Genomic DNA, 22875 nt, shown 5'->3' on the forward strand with positions numbered 1-22875 from the left:
AGAGGTACCGTTCTTTCGCCGATCCGAACGGCGCAACAACAAGATAAACCCGCAGGCCTTGGATGCTTGAGTTTGAAAATGTCAGCAAGTCCTTTTGGACCGGGACGCGCCGAAAGGTGATTCTGGACAGAGTGTCTTTTCGCGTCGAACTTGGCACATCCATCGGTATTCTGGCCCCGAACGGTACCGGGAAAACCACCCTGATCAACATGATGGCCGGACTAGAGAAACCCGACGAAGGGGTCATTCGCAAATCCTGCCGCGTCTCTTTTCCGATGGGATTTACCGGCGGAGTTTCAAACAAGCTGTCGGCTCTGGAGAACTCGCGCTATATCGCCAAGATCTATGGTATGGACCCGGACTATGTCGAGGCATATTGCAGTTGGCTGTGTGGCCTGGGTGAATATTTCAATCAACCGCTGGCGACCTATTCATCCGGTATGCGGTCGCGGTTCACATTTGCGTTGATGCTGGCTCTGGATTTCGACATGTACCTCATCGACGAAGGGATGCCGGCCACAACGGATGTTGAATTCAACAAAAAGGCAGGCGACATTCTGCAGGAACGGCTGCGCACAACAACACTGGTCATCGTCTCTCACAACCCGGCCCTGCTTGAAAAATTCGCGCGTCAGGCGGCGGTATTAGTGGATGGTCAGCTTCACTTGTTCGAAACCTTGGAAGAGGCAAAGCAGTTATATGACTACCAAACCCAGGGCTGATAAATACAACTGGCGCCGCAAACGGCGGTCTGCGGGAAATGCCGAAACGCGCGAAGACGCGATCTCGCGCATTCGCCAGGCCACACAGGCACCCGGCGCAGCAAATGAACCGCCAGTAGGGACCGAGATCGACGCTATCAAACGCGAAGGCCTGACCGGCCGCCAACTGAGGGTGGCACGTCGTCTCGCCCAGAAAAACGGTCTTGCGGCGACTTCGGACTATGATGCAGTTCGGTTGTTGCGCAAAAAGGGAATTGATCCGTTTGAACGCTCCAGTCTGCTGAACCTTGCCTCGGAAAAGAAAACTTCGGACGAGCAGACGAATGATCGCATCACGATCCACCTGCCCCAGACCGTGAAAGATGCGCCGGAGAATCTGCCCGGACCGGAGATGAGCCCGGCCGAGCGACGTGAACGTGAAATCGGACAGATTCAGAGGGACATCGCCCGCCGCCGCCGTCGCAAACTGTTCGCTCTGTTTGCACGGCTTGCGGCCTTTGTCCTGCTACCTACCTTTGTCGTGGGTCTCTATTTCTATCGGATCGCGACCCCAATGTACGCCAGCAACTCTGCCTTTCTAATCCTTCAGGCGGACGGGGGCGCAGGCTCTATCGGAGGGCTTCTGGCAGGGACCCAATTTGCGACCACGCAGGATTCGGTTGCCACCCAGGAGTTTCTGGAATCGAAAGATGCGCTTGAACTTTTGGACACAGAGGCCGGTTTCGCTGATGTGTTCAAACAGGGCTGGATCGACCCCATTCAGCGATTGTCCCCGGACGCGAGTCTCGAAGAGGCTTACAAGCTGTACAAACGCATGATCACGGTCGGATATGACCCGACCGATGGCCTGATCCGGATGGAGGTGGCGACACCTGACCCCCAGACTTCGGCCGCGTTTTCCCGAGAACTGATTTCCTATGCCGAGCAACGGGTAAACGCGCTGACCGAAAAGAAACGCGAAGACCAGATGAAAGATGCCCGGGAAGGGTTTGTAAGCGCTCAGGAAGAACGCAAGAAAGCTCAGGAAGACCTGATCGAGCTTCAGCTGCAAGGCGCAATCCTTGACCCTGAAAGCGTCATTGCCGGGTTGCGGGGCCGCATAAACGAAATCGAGACGCTTATTCAGGACAAAGAGCTGCAGCTTGCAGCCTTGTTGGACAATCGCCGCCCAAACAAAGCCAAGGTGGATGGCGCACAGGCCGATATCGCACGGCTTACGGTTGTGCTGGAGGAATTGAACGCCGAAATGCTGGATGTCTCTGCCGGCGAGAATTCGCTGGCCAGGCTGAGTGTTCGGATTCAGATGGCACAGGCCGATCTGGCCGCTCGGGATATGATCCTGCAATCAGCTATGCAGCATATGGAGACAACCAGGACCGAAGCCAATCGTCAGGTTCGGTATCTGACGGTTTCCGTCAATCCTGTTCCCAGTCAGGAACCCAGCTATCCGCGCAAGTTCGAAAATACGATTTTGGCTTTCCTGTTGTTTGCTGGTATCTACCTGATGATCTCGCTTACCGCGTCGGTCCTTCGTGAACAGGTATCCTCGTAAGACACATGAAACATGTAAAAATCTCCGATCTCACGGTCGGCAATGATCTTCCGCTGACGATCATCGCCGGTCCCTGCCAACTGGAATCTGCGGATCATGCCCAAATGATCGCAGGAAAAATGAAAGAGGCCTGCGACGCCGCCGGGGCGCAGTACGTCTTTAAAGCCTCGTACGACAAGGCGAACCGAACTTCGCTGTCGGGTGCGCGAGGTATGGGAATAGACACAGGGCTCAAGGTTCTGGATGACATCCGCAAAACCTTGGGCATTCCAGTGCTGACTGACGTACATACCGAAGCCCAGTGCGCGATTGCGGCCGAGGCTGTGGACGTGCTGCAAATCCCTGCCTTTCTATGCCGACAAACAGATATGCTGCTCGCAGCTGGCGAAACCGGCAAGGCGGTTAATGTCAAAAAAGGACAGTTTTTGGCCCCATGGGAGATGGGCAACATCGTGAGCAAGGTAGAAAGCACTGGGAACACAAACATCCTGCTGACAGAACGCGGAACTTCGTTTGGATATAATACGTTGGTCGCTGACATGCGCGGCCTGCCGCAGATGGCCAAAACGGGATACCCGGTCGTAATGGATGCCACACACTCAGTACAGCAGCCTGGCGGCAAAGGTGGTTCTACTGGTGGGCAGCGAGAATTCGCGCCCGTGATGGCCCGCGCTGCGGTTTCGCTTGGCATCGGTGCGGTTTTTATCGAAACCCATCAGGACCCTGATACTGCACCTTCCGACGGTCCTAATATGATCCCATTGGACCAGATGCCGCAGCTCATCGATACATTGATGCGTTTTGATGCGTTGGCCAAGGCCAACCCTATCCAGATCTGAACAAGAGTATTCCCATGACCAAACCCAACCCCGAGGTGACTCCGAACACCTGGAGCTTTCTGCGCGACGCAATGATCAAGCCAACCGGCTTTCGCGAATATGATGCCCGCTGGAAATATCCAGAAGAGATCAACCTGCCGGGCATGACCGCACTGGGGTTGGGTCTGGGCACACAGATGCGCAAGCGTGGGATTGAACCCGTGATTGCTGTAGCCAATGATTATCGTGATTATTCTCTGACCATTAAAAATGCCCTGATCCTGGGCCTGATGCAGGCGGGAATTCAGGTAAAGGATATCGGTCCGGCGCTTAGCCCGATGGCCTATTTCGCTCAGTTCCATCTGGACGTTCCAGCGGTGGCCATGGTCACGGCCAGCCACAATCCAAATGGCTGGACCGGGGTCAAGATGGGGTTTGAACGTCCCCTGACCCATGGCCCGGACGAGATGTCGGAACTGCGAGACATTGTTCTGAATGGCGAAGGGCAGACCCACCCTGGCGGGTCCTACGAATTCGTTGATGGCGTGAAAGAGGCCTATATCGACGATCTGGTCGGCGATTTCAGAATATCCCGACCTCTCAAAGTGGTCTGTGCCACAGGGAACGGCACCGCATCCGCCTTTGCCCCGGAAATCTTTGAACGCATGGGGGTCGAAGTCGTGCCCAGCCATAACCAGCTGGACTATACCTTCCCGCATTACAACCCGAACCCAGAAGCGATGGAAATGCTGCACGACATGTCCGATACCGTGAAAGCCAGCGGTGCCGACATGGCGCTGGGGTTCGATGGTGACGGTGACCGCTGTGGCGTTGTGGATGACGAGGGGGAGGAGATTTTTGCTGATAAGGTCGGCGTGATCATGGCCCGCGATCTGGCCAAGATTTACCCCAATGCCACCTTTGTCGCCGACGTGAAATCAACCGGCCTTTTTGCCAGCGACCCCGAGTTGAAGGCCCGCGGGGTCAAGGCAGATTATTGGAAAACCGGCCACAGCCACATGAAGCGGCGAGTCAAAGAGATCAACGCGCTGGCTGGGTTCGAAAAGTCGGGGCATTACTTTTTGGCCGAACCGATTGGCCGTGGCTATGATTGCGGCATGCGCGTCGCGGTTGAGATCTGTAAACTGATGGACCGCAACCCGGACCAAAGCATGTCCGACCTGCGAAAGGCACTACCGAAAACATGGTCGACACCGACCATGTCCCCCTATGCAGCGGATACCGAGAAATACGACATACTCGACCGTTTGGTCGCAAAGCTGGTCGCCAAATCCGAAGCCGGAGAGACGCTTGCAGGTCGCCCGATCAAGGAAGTGGTCACTGTCAACGGTGCCCGAGTCATTCTGGACAATGGCAGCTGGGGGTTGGTGCGCGCCTCGTCGAATACGCCCAATCTGGTGGTCGTCTGCGAAAGCAGCGAAAGCGAAGAAGAGATGCGTGCCATTTTTGCGGATATCGACGCGGTCATCCGAACCGAACCTGGTGTCGGAGATTACGACCAGACCATCTGAGCGTTGGTGTCGGGGCTCTGGCCCCGACACTTCAATTTCCGCCAAACAGCTTAAGCAGTCCTTTCTTGGCCTCGTCCTCAAGCTTGTTCTTCAGCGCGTCCTCGACGCTGTCACCGTCAGTCCCGGCCGTACCGGTATCGCCGCCTATCTTGTCGATGACTTTCTTTTTGACATCATCCTCAAGCTCTTTGACTTTTCCTCCGGCGGCCGCTTCGATCACCTTGGTCAGGTCCGGCTTGATCGACGGATTGCTCCATGGTCCAACTATACGCACCGGAACCGACAGGCCCTCTCCCGAATTCGCACGCAGAGCGACTGGCGTGAACAGATAGTCGATATTGCGCGCTCCGATCCCGACTTTTCCTTTGCCATCCGCGCGGAAATTGTCCAGCGACATCAACAGATCGTTGTTCTGCAAAACGCCCTTATCAATGGTGAAGCTAGCCGTCAGGCTGTTGAACACGGTGGTGCCACCCGAACCTTTGCCTCGTCCCATCAGACGATCAAGGTCAAAACCCGATATCAGCCCCTTTCCTACATCCAAGCGGCCCTTACCGCTGAGCGAGCGCATGATCTGATTCTCGTTCTGGCCAACGCCCAGAAACTCGAATGATCCCGACCCGGTCCCGGACAGCCGCTCGACCCCGACCAAGGCTGTCAGAGCTAGTTTGAGGTCAATGCCCTTGGCCTTTATCTTGCCGCCAACGGACAACCCATTCCGATTATTGGCCACCACCTGCCCGTTCAGCGTTCCGGAAAACAAGGTTGCCGGGTTCATCTCCAATGCAGCCCGAGACCGGTCCAGCCGCATTGTCAGGTCGCTGGGGCCAAGCGTCAGCTCGGGCAGCGCGATAGATTTGGCTGTCAGTCGAATTTCACCATTGGCCAAAGCCAGCGCCGAGGCGTCGATCGGTTCCCTTGACCACCCCTCCGAGGCAGCACCCGAGCCGGAACCGCCGGAACTGGACGAGACCGTCTGACCACTTTGATTATAGCGAGAAAGATCAAGATCACTGGCATCCAACCGAGCAGTGATCTGTGGCGGGTTGGAAATGACAATATCAACTTCGCCTGTAAAACGGTTACTGTCGAGTGAAGCCACCAGATCGCGCATCGAGATGCGACCGTCTTTGGTATAGGTCATCTGCCCCGACACGTTCGCAGCGCGGCCCAACCCGTGCGGCACTCCAACGCCCTCCTGACCGAACGCGGCCAGCATTTTTTCCGTGTCTTTGGTTTTCAACTGCAGCTTGCCGTCCATCTCTCCGGCAAGGTTGACGCGCCCGTCAAATCCGATGTCACCACCAGGGGCCACAAGTGCAAGTTCAATCTCGGATGCCGCGCCCGTGGCATAAGCCGGCAAGTCGGGTATCTTGATATCCACGCGGGCCTCACCACCCGGAACCGGCATTTGTGCATCCAGAACCATGGGGGCCGAGACTGCTGGCCAACTGGCAGACAAATCCACATCTGCGACATCAAATCGGGCCGATCCATTTTCAACAAAGATCAGACGCGCCTGAGTCAGTTTCAGATGCTCCAGTGTCACCGCGCGCGATGCATCGGCCGGTTTTGATCCACCCGAGCCGCTGGCTGTCGGGGCGACGGCCGTGTCAAACTCCCAGTTTCCGCGCCCGTCTGACAGTTCAAGTCTGAGGGTCGGATTCTCGGCAATAATCCGTTTGATCAGCACATCGCCGGACAAAATGGCCAAGGTATCGACCCCAACCGCCAGGCTTTCGGCGCTCAGCATCGGCTCAGACCCCGCCCACGAGGCATTTCCGAAGGAAACCGCCCCGGTTTCCATGCCCAGCACAGGCCAGAAGGACAGCTTAACGCCCCCCGACAGTTTCAGATCACGCCCGGTTTGTGCCTTGACCTGCTCGGCCAGAATGGTCGCCAACTTGTCGCCCGGCATCAGCAGCAACGCGCCGATGACAAGACCGACCACAGCCACCAAAAGGAACAGGATGCGCATTAGCCATTTCATTTTCTGCTCTCCGACTTATTTGGCACGCTATAAAAAGATCATTCAAAGACGGCAGCGCATTTGCAAGGGGAAGCTTTCCCCACTATATGCCGCGCCATGACCACAAACCCGCCAAACCTCCGCCCCGACCTGGCACCTGCTGCCCGGATCACCGATGCGCCACGCCCGGACCAGCCAACTATCGGCATGGTTTCGCTGGGTTGTCCCAAGGCTTTGGTCGACAGCGAGCGGATTTTGACCCGTCTGCGGGCCGAAGGCTATGGCATTTCGCCGGACTATTCAGGCGCGGATGCCGTGATTGTGAATACTTGCGGATTTCTGGACAGCGCCAAGGCGGAATCGCTGGATGCCATCGGCGAGGCTTTGGTCGAAAACGGCAAGGTCATCGTGACAGGCTGTTTGGGGGCCGAACCCGATTACATCCGCGAGCATCACCCGCGTATCATGGCCGTCACCGGACCACATCAGTACGAACAGGTGCTGGACGCGGTCCACAAGGCCGTGCCACCCGATCCCGATCCGTTCGTGGATCTGCTGCCTGCGGCCAACGTTCAACTGACGCCGCGCCACTACAGCTATCTCAAGATATCCGAGGGCTGTAACCACAAATGCAAGTTTTGCATCATCCCGGACATGCGCGGCAAACTGGCCAGCCGTCCGGCGCATGCTGTTCTGCGCGAGGCGGAAAAGCTGGTCGATAACGGTGTGCGCGAATTGCTCGTGATCTCTCAGGACACGTCGGCCTATGGGTTGGACCGGAAATATGACGTGAATCCCTGGAATGACCGTGAGGTCCGCAGCCATATCACCGATCTGGCGCGTGAATTGGGTCAGTTGGATGCCTGGATTCGTCTGCACTATGTCTATCCCTACCCGCATGTACGTGAACTGATCCCGCTGATGGCGGATGCTGGCAGCAACGTGCTGCCCTATCTGGATATCCCTTTTCAACACGCACATCCGGATGTTTTGAAACGAATGGCCCGCCCAGCTGCAGCTGCCAGAACATTGGACGAGATCGCCGCCTGGCGCGCGACCTGTCCTGACATCACTCTGCGATCCACCTTTATCGTGGGCTATCCCGGCGAGACCGAGGCTGAGTTCCAAACCCTTCTGGACTGGATGGACGAGGCGCAACTGGATCGCGTCGGCTGCTTTCAGTACGAGAACGTCGAAGGAGCCCGGTCCAACGACCTTCCTGACCATGTGCCCGCCGATGTCAAACAAGACCGATGGGAAAGGTTCATGGAAAAGGCTCAGGCGATTTCCGAGGCCAAACTGGCCGCCAAGGTCGGCCATACCCTGCAAGTCATCGTGGATGATATCGACGATGAGGCCGCGATCTGTCGCACCACAGCTGATGCGCCCGAGATCGACGGCAATCTGTTCATCGACGAGGGGTTTGAGGCCCTGAAGCCGGGCGACATTGTCTCGGTCGAGGTGGACGAGGCCGGGGAATATGATCTATGGGGCAAGCTGCGCTAACCACAACTAACTGAATTGACCGACCCAGCGGCAGTCAGAAAAGGCTCAACAGCCCGATAACCCAGGCCAATCCGCCAGCCAAAGCAGTCAGTGCCACCGCAGCGCTGGCGGCGTCTTTAGCTTGCCCGGCCAATAAACTGTGTTCGGTCGAAGTATGATCCACCGCCCGTTCGATCGCCGTATTGAACAGTTCGGCCACCAGAACCAACAGACCGATCACCAGTATCAGAGCCCGAACGCCATCGCTCAGGGGCAGCCACAGGGCCAGACCCGCAGAAACAAGATTAGCGCAGACCCAAGCGCGGAACGAGTATTCACCGTGCCAAGTGGCAGCCAATCCCTGCCAGCTCCAGCGGATGCGGTCCTTTAGATGGGTGACAAGTTTTCTCATGCGACCTCGGTAATTCAATAGGTCAAACAGAAACCCGAACACCGTATGACAGGCAATAAAAAAGCCACCCATAGGGCGGCTTTTTTGTTCGATTGTGCGGGCGGCTATGTCGGAATCCGCCCGCGAAAATCTTATTGAGCAGTCGGATTACATACGGTCTGACCTGCTTCGGTCGTCGCCAGATCTGTCCCTGCCGGGCAGCTCGGCGTGCCGTATTTGTCATAATCTGGGGTAATGTATACCGGTGTCGGCTCTTCCTGTTGCGAGCAAGCAGCCAGAACCAGGGCAAACGCACTAACGGCAGCAAATTTGAGTTTCATGTCCGTCATTCCTCTAATTAATTTCTGTTATTGCCCTGAACATGGGGCCGACTTCACAATACGGTGTGGTTGGTAATTTTGCAATAAAATCAACAGCGCGTTTGCGAAAGCAGGCAAAACCATGCCGGGGGGATTGCCCCTGGAATGGGTGCCGCGTGGCAGCTACTGCTTTCGGCACATCTGTTCAGGCGATAGACTGGGGAAAGTCAGCGAACGGAGAAATCAGATGCCAGAAGGTCCAGTCATTGCGCAAAAAGCGCCCTATCCAATCGAAGTAACCGAAGGAAAAAGCTATTTCTGGTGCTCGTGCGGCCGGTCCAATCGGCAGCCATTTTGTGATGGATCTCACAAAGGAACCGGCTTTGAACCGGTCAAGTTCACGGCTGATACCAGCAAGAAACTGTTCTTCTGCGGCTGTAAAAACTGCGCTAACCCACCGTTTTGCGACGGGACACATTCCAAGATCTGATCACTTTAGCCGGTTGAAAACCTGGCTATTTACGCAGAACCCGGGCGCTGAACGGGGATCAGATTGCTGTATGGCCAGCCATATCGTGCATTTCTCGTGACAGTCCGAGGCCCGGCAACGCGTTACCATCTCAGCGTATTCATCCGGGCTCAACCGCCCGTCGGACATGGCTTCGGTCAACGAGATCTTAAGGCATCGGGCCACGGATCGAGTTAGCCAAAAGTGCTTTTCCACGTCGCCCAGTACAGCGTGTTTCATCCCAATTCCTGCATTTGTATTGCTTTCAACGCGGCGAATTGATGTTTGTTCGGGCAGGTTTGCGGTGCACCTGCAACATCTGGATGTCTTTCCATCCAATCCGGGCAGGCAGCCGCCCAGCCACATCCCTGACACAGGCGGATCATTTCAGCCCAGTCTTCCTGACTTAGCCGACCTTTATTGTGGGCCCGCACAATATCCGTACCCGTCGCTTGCCCCATCTTCAACACAAGGCGCAAATGAGTCATGAGGTGTCCAAGGCGCGGCATTGCGGCCCCCCTAAGGGATCAACTTGCTTAACAAATCCTGGTTCCGGCAATATTCGGGTGTCTGCGTTGCCAGAACCGGTTGATTCAAAAATGATTGGCAATGGCCCGGGTTCGGACAATCGGTGCATCGCAGAACCGCATCGGTAATCTGATCCACCGATATATGTCCAGCGATTGCAGATTCCTGCAGATCCACCCCCAGCTTGCCAGCCATACGGTCAACAAGACCAGCATGATGCCTAAGCGTTTCGCGATCGGGCATTGGCATTCCTTTCCGTTTCGCTTTGTCCGATCAGACTAGCAATACGAAACAGCCCAAGCCTTGACGCAGGTCAAAGTCCCAATTCCAGTTCGTCCAGATAAGCCCGTGTTGCATCCTGAACCCGGCGAAATCGATCACCGCCCAGCTTTTTTCCGCCATACCATCGAGTGACAATGACGATATGACCGCTCAGTTCGGCCCTTTCCAGCATGCGCAGAATCACCATTCCGGCACCGCTTTCCCCGTCATCCGCCTTGAGCGCACCAGTAGGCAGGATTGCGGCCCAGGTATTGTGCGTGGCCTTGGCATAGCTTTTGTCAGATTTCAGGTCCTGCAGGACAGCTGCCACCTCGTCCCGGGAACTGACCAAAGCGCCGGACACGGCATATTTCGATCCGCGGTCCGTCAAGACAACCCCCAACCGTTTCAGTCCCGTCATTGTGTCAGCCCAAGCTGCCGCGAGGTTTCCAAAACAATTTCGACGCGCTGAGCATTCGGTGGATGGGTGCCTAGAAAACGATCGCCCGGGTCAGGAATTCGGGCAAAATAGCGGGCTCCTAACAAGGGATTATAACCTGCCCGGTGCGTGATGATCGTTCCCAACCGGTCCGCTTCCAGTTCAAAGTCCTTGACATATATCTGGGCACCCACCTGCGCGCCCAGCTTCTGCGCCTGTTCAAGATCGGCGTCATTTGCCCCCGCTATGCGTGCAAGCTCGCCAAAAATCGCGGCACTTTCTCGTGAGTTTTCGGACTGGCGGGGAATATGGCGCAGGATGTGATGAGCAGATTCATGCCCCATCACAAAGGCCAGTTCATCGGCGTTTTCCACCGATTGAATCATCGCACGGGTGAAGATTATGACTGGTTGATTGTCGTCATCCAAGGTTTGAAAAGCATTTGCTGGTGCGCGAGGGTTCAGATCAACCACGATCGAAAAATCGCAGTTGCTGACATTACTGCGCCGCTTGCACTCTGCGCGCGCCACATCCCCGACCCTTTGACTGATTTCGCGAAAGGTCAGCACATCGACCTGAAAATCAGTTGAAGGTTGTTGCCATTCCTCTACCGGCTGAACGCGTAACGAACCGGTGTCACAGGCCGACAGAACCAGACCAAATATCATCAAGATCAGGCGACGCATACTATTTCCTTTGGTCCGGTCATGCCTTTTCGTCGAACATAGCCCGACACAAGGCGGTTCGCCACCGGACGATTTCCCAAGAACGGGTTGCATTGCAATGTTCCGCCCGGCAAGCTGGACACATGTTTTCGATTGAGCATGAATTCGACTCGACGGTCATAACCCTGGTGGACGAAGGCGAGAAGCCTCTGAACGAGGATGTGGTTATTAACAATTTTGCAGAATGCGTAACGCTGGAACAACTGGATCCGCGCACTGACCAGGTTCAGAAGATTACGCTTTCGCCCGAACAGGTTCGTGATCTGGCTGCGGCACTGGATCTGCCCGAAGGTGTTTACCAAATTCGCGAAACCCCCGGTCAGGCCTGACACACAAAGACTTTCTCGCGCGATGTCTGGCCGCGCTTCAGGATCAGTGCGGACGGAGCAACCCCCAGCGCCACCGCCAGAATCTCCCGCGTGGCTTCATTTGCCCTGCCGTTTTCGGGCGGTGCAGTGATATATATTCTGATCGTTCCGTCCTGAACCAAAATCCTGTCTGCTGCGGCTTTCGGGGTAACCCTGACCGCAATCTCAGCATTCGGTGCAACACGGTCGCTCAGGTCTGGAAGATTTCTTAGTTTCGGTTTTCCCATTAGCACCTTCTGTTAACAAAGACCCTTGCACGGTTGGGCGGGGAATGAAATTGATCCAACTGGTCCAGCCGATTGCACTTGAAACTCGCCAGATGTTCAACCAGATACAGACAGCCTATGTAAAGGAAGTTAACATATGTCCTTGAAGAATCCGGCCGCTTTTGAGTTTTTGCAGACCCGTCGGTCGCGCCCAGCCAAAACGTTGATTGAACCGGCCCCCGACCGTGAGCAGCTGATGCCCCTGCTGACCGCAGCAGCCCGCAGCCCGGATCACGGAAAACTGGAACCTTGGCGGTTCATCGTGCTTGAAAAAGGCGCAATGGGGCGCCTGTCGGGGCTGACGCAGGAATGCGGTGAGGCGCTTGGCAAATCCCCTCAAGACATTGAAAAAGCGCGCGGACAGTTTGATTTAGGCCATCTCGCCGTCGCTGTGATCGAGGTTCAGAAGCCTTCGGAAAAGATTCCAGCCATCGAGCAGACCTATTCCGCCGGGGCTGTTTGCCTTGCTTTGCTGAACGCTGCTTTGACCGCAGGATGGGGCGCGAATTGGTTGTCTGGCTGGCAAACCCACGATCCGGAATTCTGTCGCAAGGCGTTTGAATTGCAGGATAACGAACGGGTTGCCGGTCTGATCCATATCGCGACCGAAGGCTCGACCCCGCCCGAACGCCCCCGCCCGGATGTTGATGCCCTGACCGAATGGGTCACAGAATGATCATCCTCAACGCCTTTTTTTCAGCGCTTGGTCAGATCGGAGACCCGAAATTCCGCAGGGTTCTGCTGCGAGGTATCGGCCTGACCATCCTGATGCTGATCGCAGCCTGCGCCGGTGCAATTTGGCTGATCAACCGGCTGTCAGGGGACGAGATATCGCTGCCATTCATTGGTGCAGTTCCCTGGCTGAATGACGTCCTCAGCTATTCCGGCATTTTCCTGGTGCTGATCCTGCCAGTGTTTCTGATGATTCCCGTCGCCTCAGCCATCACGTCTGTGTTTCTGGACGATGTCGCGCAAGCTGTAGAGGACAGGCATTATCCGAGCCTGCCCGCGGTTCCACGCATCCCGATAGGCGATGCGATCACTGACGCGCTTGGTTTTATGGGTGTGCTGATTGTGGCCAACCTTCTGGCGCTGATCCTTTATGCGATCTTCACGCCACTGGCCCCGTTTATCTTTTGGGCGATGAACGGATTTCTGCTGGGGCGTGAGTATTTTACGCTGGCAGCCATGCGCCGTATCGGGCGTGAGGGCGCGCGAAAACTGCGGGCACAACATTCGTCAACAATTTGGCTTGCGGGCACGTTGATGGCCATCCCACTGTCTATTCCGCTGGTGAATCTTGTGATCCCGATTATCGGAGCTGCTACATTCACGCATATCTTTCATAAGCTGTCAGGGCCAACGCCCTGAAGCTTAGTTTCGCGGTTCCATTTGATTTAGCCAATCGAAATCCCGTACCGAAATCACGCCCGAAATAATGATCCCTGCAATGATAGCCCAGAGCACGACCGACACCCCGGTGGTGATCCATAGCTTTTTCTTCATGTGATGCACTTCCGGGGCCCCTGAATGGGTGCCGGGAACGACCTCGCCCAAATCACCCTGGGTCTTGATGCGGATCGGCAGAATCACCAAAAGCGTCATGAACCAGATGACGGCAAACAGAACCAGTCCTGCAGTGATCGTCATGTGTACACCTCCGGTGTTTATACTTGTTCCAACTCGACCAGACAGCCGTTGAAATCTTTGGGATGCAGGAAAAGAACCGGTTTCCCGTGCGCGCCGATCTTGGGTTCACCGCTACCCAGCACCCGGGCGCCGGTTTCTTTCAGGTGATCACGCGCGGCAATGATATCCTCCACCTCATAGCAGACATGATGGATTCCGCCGGCGGGGTTCTTCTCTAGAAAACCGTTGATCGGGCTGTCATCGCCCAGAGGATAAAGCAACTCGATCTTGGTGTTGGGCAATTCAATGAACACCACAGTAACGCCGTGATCAGGTTCATCCTGCGGCGCGCCAACCTTGGCACCTAAAGCGCTGCGGTACTGTTCAGACGCCGCCACAAGATCAGGGACGGCAATGGCAACGTGGTTTAAGCGGCCAATCATGGAACTCTCCTACCTTCTGCGTTGCAGCGGTTATGGGGACAGATCAGGCAAAGGACAAGTGCGCCAAATTGCCGTTAACCCCGTGTTAGCCAGAAGTTCCTAGCGTGAAGCATCTGCTGAATAGGAGTTCTGCCATGGACGATTCGAGCCCCTTCACCGCACCCGCACAGCCAACGGCCACGCGGCCGCTGCTGGGACAAACCATTTTGGTTGTTGAGGACAGCCGCTATGCCTGCGATGCCATCCGCCTGATGTGTTTGCATTCAGGCGCGCGGATCAGGCGGGCCGATTGCCTGAAGTCCGCCCGACGCCACCTTCAAATCTATCGGCCTTCGGTGATCTTGGTGGATATGGGGCTGCCAGATGGCTCTGGCGCTGATCTGATTGCCGAACTGGCCATGACTACGCCCCGGATCGGAGCGATTCTGGGCATGTCAGGCGACGACAATTCAGAAACCCTTGCGACAGAGGTTGGTGCGGACGGGTTTCTTGCCAAACCGCTTAACTCACTGTCCTATTTCCAGTCGTCTATTCTGAAATGCCTACCTGAAGACCGCCGCCCCTGCACGCTCCACGCCGTTCGGGATGAGGTGATATGCCCCGATCCTATGGCCTATCAGGACGACATGGCACATATCGCAGATGTTCTGGCCGGACCGAATGACCATCGGTCACTGGACTATGCGGCCCAATTCCTGCGCGGCGTTGCCCGTGATGCTGAAGATACGGTTCTGGCCGAAGCCGCCCAGCAGTTGGCAGCCTCACGCGCCGCTGGTATGCCCATCACCGCTCTGACAGCCCAAGTTGCGGGAATAGTGCAGGCCCGTCTGGAACAGCGCGAGGCTATCTGAAGTGACAACCGCATATCTAATTACCGCATCGCTCCTTTGTCTGTGGGCATACAGACAGACACGCGTCAGCGCGCGTGACATTCGGAACAGCCGCGAGAGGAAAAAGGACCATTTCCTGTAAACCCGCTAACAGCGAATTGGGAATGGGTTGAAAACAGAAAAACCCGCCACAGGCGACTGTGGCGGGTTTTCTATCAGTCCTGAGGGATAATCCGCAGGCCCAACTCCATCAGCTGGTCCGAGGCCGGGTCGGACGGTGCCTGCATCATCAGATCCTCGGCACGCTGGTTCATCGGGAACATCATGACTTCGCGGATATTGGCTTCATCGGCCAAAAGCATCACGATCCGGTCGATACCAGCTGCACAGCCACCGTGCGGCGGGGCACCATAGTGGAAGGCGTTGAACAGCGCGCCAAAGCGGGATTTCACCTCATCCGCGCCATAGCCAGCCAGCTCAAAGGCCTTCAGCATGATCTCGGGCTTGTGGTTCCGGATCGCGCCCGAGACCAGCTCGTATCCGTTGCAGGCGAGGTCATATTGATAGCCGCGCACATCCAGAGGATTGCCGTTCAGCGCCTCCATCCCGCCCTGCGGCATCGAGAAGGGGTTGTGTTCAAAGTCGATCGCACCGGTTTCTTCGTCTTGCTCATAGATCGGGAAATCGACGATCCAGGCAAAGGCAAAGCGGTCTTTCTCAGTCAGGTTCAGTTCATCACCGATCACATCGCGCGCCCTGCCGGCCACCTTTTCAAAGGCTTTCGGTTTGCCGCCCAGGAAGAACGCCGCGTCTCCGACGCCCAGACCCAGTTGCTGGCGGATCGCCTCGGTCCGTTCAGGGCCAATGTTTTTGGCCAGTGGACCGGCGGCCTCCATCCCTTCGCCCTGATCGCGCCAGAAGATATAGCCCATACCGGGCAGACCCTCTTTCTGGGCAAAGGCGTTCATGCGGTCGCAGAACTTGCGGCTGCCACCCGTCGGCGCAGGGATAGCGCGGATTTCGGTGCCATCCTGCTCCAACAGCTTCGCGAAAATCGCGAACCCAGACCCGCGGAAGTGGTCGGAGACCACTTGCATTTTAATAGGATTCCGCAGGTCGGGCTTGTCGCTGCCATACCACAGGGCCGCGTCCTTGTAGGAAATCTGCGGCCAGTCCTGATCGACTTTACGGCCGCCGCCGAACTCTTCGAACACGCCGGTCAGAACGGGCTGAATCGTGTCGAATACGTCCTGCTGCTCGACAAACGACATCTCAAGGTCAAGCTGGTAGAAATCGGTGGGTGAGCGGTCGGCACGCGGATCTTCGTCGCGGAAACAGGGCGCAATCTGGAAATACTTGTCAAAGCCCGACACCATGATCAGCTGTTTGAACTGTTGAGGAGCCTGCGGTAAGGCATAAAACTTACCCGGGTGAAGACGTGACGGAACGAGGAAATCGCGCGCGCCTTCAGGCGAGGACGCCGTGATGATTGGCGTCTGATACTCGCGGAAGCCCTGATCCCACATCCGGCGGCGCATCGAGGCAACAACGTCCGAGCGCAAGGTCATATTCTGCTGCATCACTTCGCGGCGCAGGTCTAGATAGCGATAGCGCAGGCGCGTTTCCTCAGGGTATTCCTGATCGCCGAACACCATCAGCGGCAGCTCGTCAGCGGCGCCCAGTACTTCCAACTCGCGCACGTAAACTTCGATCTCGCCCGTGGGCAATTTCGCGTTCACCAGATCAGCGGCGCGCGCTTTGACTGTGCCATCGATACGGATACACCATTCCGAGCGGACTTTTTCCAGTTCGGCGAATGCCGCGCTGTCGCCGTCGCACAAAACCTGTGTGACGCCGAAATGATCGCGAAGGTCGATGAATAGAACGCCGCCGTGATCTCGGACCCGATGCACCCAGCCAGACAGGCGAACGGTTTCACCGACATTGGCGGCGGTCAGAGCGGCGCAGGTGTGGCTGCGATAGGCGTGCATGGATCATATCCCTTCGGGCGCAGAATTGGTCGGGCCGATACACCGCGTCAGACTGGGAAAGTCAAGGCAAGTCGCACCGTCAAAACGGCCTTTGCACGTTGCCTGAGTAGAAATAGATGCCCAGACCCACCGCAAAGATGATGTTCCCCGCGATGGCATGCAGCAGAACCGCATAGAAAAACGATCCGCGTTTGCGATAGGCCCAGGTAAACAGCAACCCTCCGGCAAATGTCATCAGAGCTACGATCCAGCTCCAATACATCAAATGCGCAAGCGAGAAGAGCGATGCATTCAGCAGATAAGCTGTGCGTCCATTGGGCAGGATTGCGTGGTAGCGACGAAAGAACAGCGACCGGAACAGCAGCTCTTGCGGCAGGGCGGAAACGAATGGGTAAAACACCCAAATCATCGCCAGCAGCTCGGGTTGGTTGTGCAACAGGAAAAAGGCAGCTTCGGGACGGGTCAGTCGTACTAGCGCAACACAAAACAGGGTCATTCCCACAGCAAAGCCGGCGACTTCCGGCCAGGACCAGTTGCGCCAGTTATATCTCAATTCCGCCCAGGCAAATCCGTGCGTGAAATGCAACAACACGATCCCGATGGCCGTAAAAGTAAACAGCGATGGAAACATCCAGTTTGGCGGGAAAAGTACGGCGATCAGCACAGGTATGGCGACGAAGAACAAACCGAATTCCAGTCGCAACCAACGGGAAGGTGCTGCGGCTTCAGCCCAATCGGTTTGCCTGTTCACAGTACCGCCAATTCTGCCCAGATCAGGCCTCGCAAGGAATTGCCCATCCAGAACCTTTCCGCGCTTTGCAGGTCGGTCATGGTCAGCACCGCCTCGCTGACTTTATTATTTTCCAGCAAGGCTTCGCGCAAGATCCCGGGAAGCAAGCCAGAGGACAAGGGCGGCGTCAGGCAACGACCATCGGGCATGTCCAGAAAGATGTTAGTGATGGTGCCCTCGCACACTTCGTCACGCTCATTCAGAAACAGCCACTCATCTACGCCCTCGGACAGTGCCGCCCGGGCCCGGTCATAAACATCGCGCTGCGTCGTCTTGTGCTGCAACCAGATATCAGAGGCAGCAAGCCTCGTATTGGAAACTGCGACCCGCCAGACGGATGGGTTATCCGCCAGTGCACCAGTTGTCACGCCAAACCCGCCACTGATGTCCATCGTCAATCGACAGCGCAACGAGGTTGAACCCGCAACTTGGTCGAGCGTTGCAATCGCGCGCCCTGCATCGAAAGGAAGCCCCAATGCCCGTGCCGAACGCTCCATCCGGGCCAAGTGTTTTCCAACACGCACAAACCCGCTCTCTGACCGGTATGCCAGTGTTTCGATCAGACGGAAGTCAGGGTCAGCTGGTGGGCGAAACGTGCCTTCCATAGCGCTTCCTCATATTCGGATGGGGCTGTGCTGTCCCAGACAACACCCCCACCCACATTCAGCGTGGCCTTGTTGCCCTCGACCATCAGCGTACGAATAGCCACGTTGAACTCGGATCGCCCGTCTGGCGCGGCCCAACCGATAGCACCACAATAGATATCGCGTGGCCAGGGTTCGAGATCGGTCAAAATCTCCATCGCGCGAATTTTGGGCGCGCCTGTGATCGAGCCGCAGGGAAACAACGCGTTTAGGATATCGGAAAGTTCTGCCCCAAGATGCAGCTGTGCCTGCACCAGCGAGATCATCTGATGCACGGTTGCATATGTTTCGACCTTGAATAGCTCGGGTACCTTCACGGACCCCGGCAGCGCAACCCGGCTGATGTCATTGCGCAGAAGGTCAACGATCATGAGGTTTTCAGCGCGGTTCTTCTCGTCTCTCGACAAGAAATCGCGGCGGCGCGCGTCCTCGGCCATGTCTTCGCTGCGGGGTTGTGTGCCCTTCATCGGGCGGGTTTCGATCGTCCGATCTGCACCGGTGCGAAAGAACAACTCTGGCGAGCGGCTGAGCAAATCGGGCAAATCATCCTGCTGAACCAGCGCTCCGTGACCGACCGGCTGGCCCACAGCCAACGCCGCATAAAGCGCGGCGCTATCCCCTTGCAATGTCAGGTCAATGGGGAACGTCAGGTTGGCCTGATAGATATCCCCTGCCCCGATCGCATCGTGGACCAGCTGAAAGGCGCTTGCATATCTTGACTCGTCCCAGCGCGGTGTGAATTCGGCAACACCGCCTAGGGGTGCGGGCAGATCGCACTGGCCTGGCGCATCATAGGCACCGAAACACAGCAGTGGCAGGCGGCGGTCAGTAGGCATCCGGTCCAACAGGCGGGGTTCCAACGCATATCCAAGCTCATAGCTTGCATAACCGGCCAGCCAGGCCCCATCCGCGCGTGCCTCATCCAGCGCCGCCAAAGCCTGTGGCACGTCTTCCGCTTTGTCTGCGCGGATCACCCGGTCTGGCCGTTCGAAATAAGTTCCCGATCCGGCCGGCCCCTGATCAAAACGAATACGCACGTGCATCCTCATTTGTCGTGCTGCGCGGTATAGACAATACGGCGGTAAGGGAAAGAGGGGAAAGCGGCAATTTCGCCCCTGTTTCCGATACCTCTTGAACCTTTTGGCGCGGTCCCTATAACGCAGAACAATTTGGGCACGCGGGCGGTGCCCTGACTCGCAGTTAACCGAAGGAAACAGGCTATGCCGAGAAGAACCGACATCCAGTCGATCATGATCATCGGGGCGGGCCCCATTGTCATCGGTCAGGCCTGCGAATTCGACTATTCAGGCGCACAGGCCTGCAAAGCCCTGCGCGAAGAAGGATACCGGGTCATTCTGGTAAACTCAAACCCGGCTACAATCATGACCGATCCCGGTCTGGCCGATGCCACTTATATCGAGCCGATCACGCCCGAAGTTGTCGCCAAGATCATCGAGAAAGAACGCCCCGACGCCTTGTTGCCCACAATGGGAGGGCAGACCGGACTGAACACCTCACTTGCACTGGAAGAGATGGGCGTACTGGACGAGTTCGGTGTCGAGATGATCGGTGCGACCCGCGACGCCATCGAAATGGCCGAAGACCGCAAACTATTCCGCGAAGCGATGGATCGGCTGGGCATCGAAAACCCCAAGGCCACCATCGTTACCGCCCCCAAGCGCGACGACGGCTCCACCGATCTTGATGCTGGCGTCCAGATTGCCTTGGGCGATCTTGAAGACATCGGCCTGCCTGCCATCATTCGCCCCGCCTTTACCATGGGCGGCACCGGCGGTGGTGTGGCTTATAACCGCGAGGATTATATTCACTTCTGCCGCTCGGGCATGGATGCCTCGCCGGTAAACCAAATCCTCGTCGATGAGAGCCTGCTGGGTTGGAAAGAGTATGAGATGGAGGTGGTACGCGACACTGCCGACAACGCCATCATCGTTTGTTCCATCGAAAACATCGATCCCATGGGCGTGCACACTGGTGACTCGATCACCGTTGCCCCTGCCCTGACGCTGACCGACAAGGAATACCAGATCATGCGCAACGGCTCGATTGCCGTTCTGCGCGAGATCGGCGTTGAAACCGGCGGCTCGAATGTACAGTGGGCGATCAACCCCGACGATGGCCGGATGGTCGTGATCGAGATGAACCCGCGTGTGTCGCGTTCATCTGCGCTGGCGTCCAAAGCGACCGGTTTCCCGATTGCCAAGATCGCGGCAAAACTGGCCGTGGGCTACACACTGGATGAGCTGGACAATGACATCACCAAGGTCACTCCGGCCTCGTTCGAGCCAACCATCGACTATGTCGTCACCAAGATCCCGAAATTCGCGTTTGAGAAATTCCCCGGCTCGGAACCCTATCTGACCACCGCGATGAAGTCTGTGGGTGAAGCCATGTCCATCGGCCGCACGATCCACGAATCGATGCAAAAGGCGCTGGCGTCGATGGAATCGGGTTTAACCGGTTTTGATGAGGTTGAAATCCCCGGTCTAACCCCAAACCCAACACCGTCGCACTACATGCGCTACGATGAGATTTGGGAACATAAAGATGCTTATCTCGCGTGGCTGAAAGACAACAAAGCTGCAATTGTAAAAGCCATTAGCCAGCAAACGCCGGATCGTTTGCGTACAATTGCTCAGGCCATACGTCACGGCCTGACTGACGACGAGATTTTCGCCGTCACCAAATTCGACCCTTGGTTCCTGGCTCGCATCCGCGAAATCATCGAGGCCGAGGAAGAAGTTCGCCGCGACGGCCTGCCCGTCACCGAGGACGGCATCCGTAAGCTGAAAATGCTGGGTTTCACCGATGCGCGGTTGGGCAACCTGACAGGCCGTGACGAAGGCAATGTACGCCGCGCCCGCCGCAATCTGGGTGTTAACGCAGTATTCAAGCGCATCGACACTTGCGCTGCCGAGTTTGAGGCGCAGACGCCCTATATGTACTCGACCTACGAAGCCCCTATGATGGGTGATGTTGAGTGCGAGGCGCGCCCGAGTGACCGCAAGAAAGTTGTTATCCTGGGCGGCGGCCCCAACCGGATCGGTCAGGGGATCGAATTCGATTATTGCTGTTGTCACGCCTGCTTCGCACTGACCGATGCGGGCTATGAGACCATCATGATCAACTGTAACCCCGAAACGGTTTCGACCGACTATGACACTTCGGACCGGTTGTATTTCGAACCGCTAACTTTTGAACACGTGATGGAAATCCTGACGAAAGAACAGGAAAACGGAACGCTGCACGGTGTTATCGTTCAGTTCGGTGGTCAAACCCCGCTGAAACTGGCCAACGCGCTGGAAGAAGAAGGCATTCCGATCCTCGGCACTACACCCGACGCCATCGACCTCGCCGAAGACCGCGAAAGGTTTCAGGCGCTAGTCAACGATCTGGGCCTGAAACAGCCCAATAACGGCATCGCATCGACCGACGAGCAGGCGCTGAAAATCGCCGAGGATATCGGCTTTCCGCTGGTGATCCGCCCGTCCTATGTTCTGGGTGGCCGCGCGATGGAAATCGTGCGCGATATGGACCAGCTGCGGCGCTATATCAACGAGGCCGTGGTGGTCTCGGGCGACAGCCCCGTGCTGCTGGACAGCTATTTGGCGGGCGCGGTTGAACTGGATGTCGACGCCCTGTGCGACGGCACGGACGTACATGTCGCAGGCATCATGCAGCATATCGAAGAGGCTGGCGTGCATTCGGGCGATAGCGCCTGTTCGCTGCCGCCCTACTCGCTGTCGAAAGAGGTGATTGGCCGGATCAAGGAACAGACCTTCAAGCTGGCCAAGGCGCTGAACGTTGTCGGCCTGATGAACATTCAGTTCGCGATCAAGGATGATGATATCTACCTGATCGAAGTCAACCCGCGCGCCTCACGCACCGTGCCATTTGTCGCCAAAGCCACGGACAGCGCCATCGCCTCGATCGCTGCGCGCGTGATGGCGGGCGAAAAGCTGGCGGACTTCCCGCTGCGCCCTGCATACAAAACCGTGGACGATACCAAGATCGCCGACCAGATGACGCTGGCCGATCCGGATATGCCGTGGTTCTCGGTGAAAGAGGCGGTTCTGCCTTTCGCCCGTTTCCCTGGCGTTGACACAATCCTGGGCCCGGAAATGCGCTCGACCGGTGAGGTCATGGGCTGGGACCGTGATTTCCCCCGCGCCTTCCTCAAGGCGCAGATGGGCGCGGGCATGGTGCTGCCATCCTCGGGCCGTGCATTTATCTCAATCAAGGATGCCGACAAGACGCCTGCCATGCTTGAGGCCGCACAGGTTCTGGCCGCGCAGGGCTTTGCCCTTGTCGCCACCCGCGGAACGCAAAGCTGGCTGGCCGAGCACGGTATTGCCTGTGATCTGGTCAACAAGGTCTACGAAGGTCGCCCCGACGTGGCTGACATGCTTAAAGATGGTCAGGTACAGCTGGTGATGAATACCACCGAAGGTGCACAGGCGGTCGAGGACAGCAAGGCCATCCGGTCCATCGCGCTTTATGACAAGATCCCCTATTTCACCACCGCCGCCGCCAGCCACGCTGCCGCATTGGCGATAAAGGCGCAGGCCGAAGGTGATGTCGAGGTCAGGTCCCTGCAAGGCTGACCTTCCCCCACTACACCAGAATAAAGCAAAACCCCCGGTCCA

The 22875-nt window shown here is 56.8% G+C and carries 26 protein-coding genes; 11 read left to right on the top strand and 15 right to left on the bottom strand.

Annotated elements, in window-relative coordinates; all coding sequences use genetic code 11:
- Nucleotides 1-62 precede the first annotated feature (62 nt).
- From AC2FJW_RS13095 to AC2FJW_RS13110, 4 genes are read left to right on the top strand one after another with little or no spacing between them, the layout of a single operon-like run.
- Nucleotides 63-722, top strand: a complete 660-nt coding sequence (locus tag AC2FJW_RS13095; protein ID WP_142636630.1) for an ABC transporter ATP-binding protein — start codon at nucleotides 63-65, stop codon at nucleotides 720-722.
- A complete protein-coding gene (locus AC2FJW_RS13100; RefSeq protein ID WP_496750275.1) occupies nucleotides 700-2274 on the top strand; it encodes a KpsE/RkpR family capsule polysaccharide export protein in 1575 nt (524 codons plus the stop codon). The genes AC2FJW_RS13095 and AC2FJW_RS13100 overlap by 23 nt, the downstream gene beginning before the upstream one ends.
- A gap of 5 nt (nucleotides 2275-2279) precedes the next feature.
- On the top strand, nucleotides 2280-3113 hold the full coding sequence (gene kdsA, locus AC2FJW_RS13105) for a 3-deoxy-8-phosphooctulonate synthase (protein ID WP_496708714.1): 834 nt from the start codon (nucleotides 2280-2282) through the stop codon (nucleotides 3111-3113).
- A gap of 14 nt (nucleotides 3114-3127) precedes the next feature.
- Entirely contained in the window at nucleotides 3128-4624 is a 1497-nt protein-coding gene (locus tag AC2FJW_RS13110) for a phosphomannomutase/phosphoglucomutase (RefSeq protein ID WP_496750276.1), read from the top strand.
- 31 nt (nucleotides 4625-4655) lie between these two features.
- Here AC2FJW_RS13110 and AC2FJW_RS13115 read toward each other — a convergent pair whose 3' ends face one another.
- Nucleotides 4656-6614, bottom strand: coding sequence for an AsmA family protein (locus AC2FJW_RS13115; protein WP_496750277.1), 1959 nt, complete (start codon nucleotides 6612-6614; stop codon nucleotides 4656-4658).
- A gap of 96 nt (nucleotides 6615-6710) precedes the next feature.
- Here AC2FJW_RS13115 and rimO point away from each other — a divergent pair, with 96 nt between their 5' ends.
- Nucleotides 6711-8099: a 30S ribosomal protein S12 methylthiotransferase RimO gene (rimO, locus tag AC2FJW_RS13120; protein ID WP_496750278.1), complete on the top strand. Its 1389-nt coding sequence runs from the start codon at nucleotides 6711-6713 to the stop codon at nucleotides 8097-8099.
- Nucleotides 8100-8133: 34 nt separating this feature from the next.
- Here the strand turns inward: rimO and AC2FJW_RS13125 are convergent, their stop codons facing one another.
- Nucleotides 8134-8490 carry a diacylglycerol kinase gene (locus tag AC2FJW_RS13125; protein WP_496689606.1) on the bottom strand — a complete coding sequence of 119 codons (357 nt, stop codon included), beginning with the start codon at nucleotides 8488-8490 and terminating at the stop codon, nucleotides 8134-8136.
- Between the two features lie 131 nt (nucleotides 8491-8621).
- Nucleotides 8622-8810: a hypothetical protein gene (locus AC2FJW_RS13130; protein ID WP_142636616.1), complete on the bottom strand. Its 189-nt coding sequence runs from the start codon at nucleotides 8808-8810 to the stop codon at nucleotides 8622-8624.
- 226 nt (nucleotides 8811-9036) lie between these two features.
- Between AC2FJW_RS13130 and AC2FJW_RS13135 the strand changes: the two genes are divergently transcribed.
- Nucleotides 9037-9279, top strand: coding sequence for a CDGSH iron-sulfur domain-containing protein (locus tag AC2FJW_RS13135; RefSeq protein WP_142636614.1), 243 nt, complete (start codon nucleotides 9037-9039; stop codon nucleotides 9277-9279).
- Here AC2FJW_RS13135 and AC2FJW_RS13140 read toward each other — a convergent pair whose 3' ends face one another.
- From AC2FJW_RS13140 to AC2FJW_RS13160, 5 genes are all read right to left on the bottom strand, one after another.
- Complete coding sequence (locus AC2FJW_RS13140; RefSeq protein ID WP_496750279.1) at nucleotides 9280-9537, bottom strand: DUF6455 family protein; 258 nt, start codon at nucleotides 9535-9537, stop codon at nucleotides 9280-9282.
- Nucleotides 9534-9806 carry a DUF6455 family protein gene (locus AC2FJW_RS13145; RefSeq protein ID WP_496750280.1) on the bottom strand — a complete coding sequence of 91 codons (273 nt, stop codon included), beginning with the start codon at nucleotides 9804-9806 and terminating at the stop codon, nucleotides 9534-9536. Before AC2FJW_RS13145 ends, AC2FJW_RS13140 begins: the two co-directional genes overlap by 4 nt.
- 10 nt (nucleotides 9807-9816) lie before the next feature.
- Entirely contained in the window at nucleotides 9817-10074 is a 258-nt protein-coding gene (locus AC2FJW_RS13150; protein WP_496693872.1) for a DUF6455 family protein, read from the bottom strand.
- A 64-nt stretch (nucleotides 10075-10138) separates the two neighbouring features.
- Entirely contained in the window at nucleotides 10139-10507 is a 369-nt protein-coding gene (locus tag AC2FJW_RS13155) for a YigZ family protein (RefSeq protein WP_142636608.1), read from the bottom strand.
- Nucleotides 10504-11211 carry a M48 family metallopeptidase gene (locus AC2FJW_RS13160; RefSeq protein ID WP_271949271.1) on the bottom strand — a complete coding sequence of 236 codons (708 nt, stop codon included), beginning with the start codon at nucleotides 11209-11211 and terminating at the stop codon, nucleotides 10504-10506. Before AC2FJW_RS13160 ends, AC2FJW_RS13155 begins: the two co-directional genes overlap by 4 nt.
- 122 nt (nucleotides 11212-11333) lie before the next feature.
- Between AC2FJW_RS13160 and AC2FJW_RS13165 the strand changes: the two genes are divergently transcribed.
- Nucleotides 11334-11579, top strand: a complete 246-nt coding sequence (locus AC2FJW_RS13165) for a DUF8831 family protein (RefSeq protein ID WP_142636604.1) — start codon at nucleotides 11334-11336, stop codon at nucleotides 11577-11579.
- On the opposite strand, the gene AC2FJW_RS13170 is transcribed toward AC2FJW_RS13165, so the two are convergent.
- On the bottom strand, nucleotides 11570-11845 hold the full coding sequence (locus AC2FJW_RS13170) for a DUF167 domain-containing protein (protein WP_496706668.1): 276 nt from the start codon (nucleotides 11843-11845) through the stop codon (nucleotides 11570-11572). The two genes, AC2FJW_RS13165 and AC2FJW_RS13170, sit on opposite strands and share 10 nt — an antisense overlap.
- Before the next feature lie 136 nt (nucleotides 11846-11981).
- On the opposite strand from AC2FJW_RS13170, the gene AC2FJW_RS13175 reads away from it, so the two are divergent.
- Both AC2FJW_RS13175 and AC2FJW_RS13180 read left to right on the top strand, forming a co-directional pair.
- Nucleotides 11982-12560: a nitroreductase family protein gene (locus AC2FJW_RS13175; protein ID WP_281972678.1), complete on the top strand. Its 579-nt coding sequence runs from the start codon at nucleotides 11982-11984 to the stop codon at nucleotides 12558-12560.
- Nucleotides 12557-13255, top strand: coding sequence for an EI24 domain-containing protein (locus AC2FJW_RS13180; RefSeq protein WP_496750281.1), 699 nt, complete (start codon nucleotides 12557-12559; stop codon nucleotides 13253-13255). The genes AC2FJW_RS13175 and AC2FJW_RS13180 overlap by 4 nt, the downstream gene beginning before the upstream one ends.
- A 3-nt stretch (nucleotides 13256-13258) precedes the next feature.
- Here AC2FJW_RS13180 and AC2FJW_RS13185 read toward each other — a convergent pair whose 3' ends face one another.
- Together AC2FJW_RS13185 and mce are read right to left on the bottom strand one after the other, a co-directional pair.
- Nucleotides 13259-13534, bottom strand: coding sequence for a DUF1467 family protein (locus AC2FJW_RS13185; protein WP_142636598.1), 276 nt, complete (start codon nucleotides 13532-13534; stop codon nucleotides 13259-13261).
- A 17-nt stretch (nucleotides 13535-13551) separates the two neighbouring features.
- Nucleotides 13552-13956: a methylmalonyl-CoA epimerase gene (gene mce / locus AC2FJW_RS13190; protein ID WP_271949260.1), complete on the bottom strand. Its 405-nt coding sequence runs from the start codon at nucleotides 13954-13956 to the stop codon at nucleotides 13552-13554.
- 134 nt (nucleotides 13957-14090) lie between these two features.
- Between mce and AC2FJW_RS13195 the strand changes: the two genes are divergently transcribed.
- Nucleotides 14091-14807 (top strand): response regulator, encoded by a 717-nt coding sequence (locus AC2FJW_RS13195; RefSeq protein WP_496693874.1) that lies wholly within the window; start codon nucleotides 14091-14093, stop codon nucleotides 14805-14807.
- 194 nt (nucleotides 14808-15001) lie between these two features.
- Here AC2FJW_RS13195 and aspS read toward each other — a convergent pair whose 3' ends face one another.
- From aspS to AC2FJW_RS13215, 4 genes are all read right to left on the bottom strand, one after another.
- A complete protein-coding gene (gene aspS / locus AC2FJW_RS13200; RefSeq protein ID WP_142636592.1) occupies nucleotides 15002-16777 on the bottom strand; it encodes an aspartate--tRNA ligase in 1776 nt (591 codons plus the stop codon).
- Nucleotides 16778-16856: 79 nt separating this feature from the next.
- Entirely contained in the window at nucleotides 16857-17528 is a 672-nt protein-coding gene (locus AC2FJW_RS13205; protein WP_496706671.1) for a CPBP family intramembrane glutamic endopeptidase, read from the bottom strand.
- A complete protein-coding gene (locus AC2FJW_RS13210) occupies nucleotides 17525-18172 on the bottom strand; it encodes an aminotransferase class IV family protein (protein WP_496750282.1) in 648 nt (215 codons plus the stop codon). The genes AC2FJW_RS13205 and AC2FJW_RS13210 overlap by 4 nt, the downstream gene beginning before the upstream one ends.
- A complete protein-coding gene (locus AC2FJW_RS13215) occupies nucleotides 18127-19254 on the bottom strand; it encodes an aminodeoxychorismate synthase component I (protein WP_496750283.1) in 1128 nt (375 codons plus the stop codon). Before AC2FJW_RS13215 ends, AC2FJW_RS13210 begins: the two co-directional genes overlap by 46 nt.
- Before the next feature lie 177 nt (nucleotides 19255-19431).
- Here AC2FJW_RS13215 and carB point away from each other — a divergent pair, with 177 nt between their 5' ends.
- On the top strand, nucleotides 19432-22833 hold the full coding sequence (gene carB, locus AC2FJW_RS13220; protein WP_496750284.1) for a carbamoyl-phosphate synthase large subunit: 3402 nt from the start codon (nucleotides 19432-19434) through the stop codon (nucleotides 22831-22833).
- Nucleotides 22834-22875: the final 42 nt, after the last annotated feature.

The organism is Ruegeria sp. CDSA020, assembly GCF_059612345.1.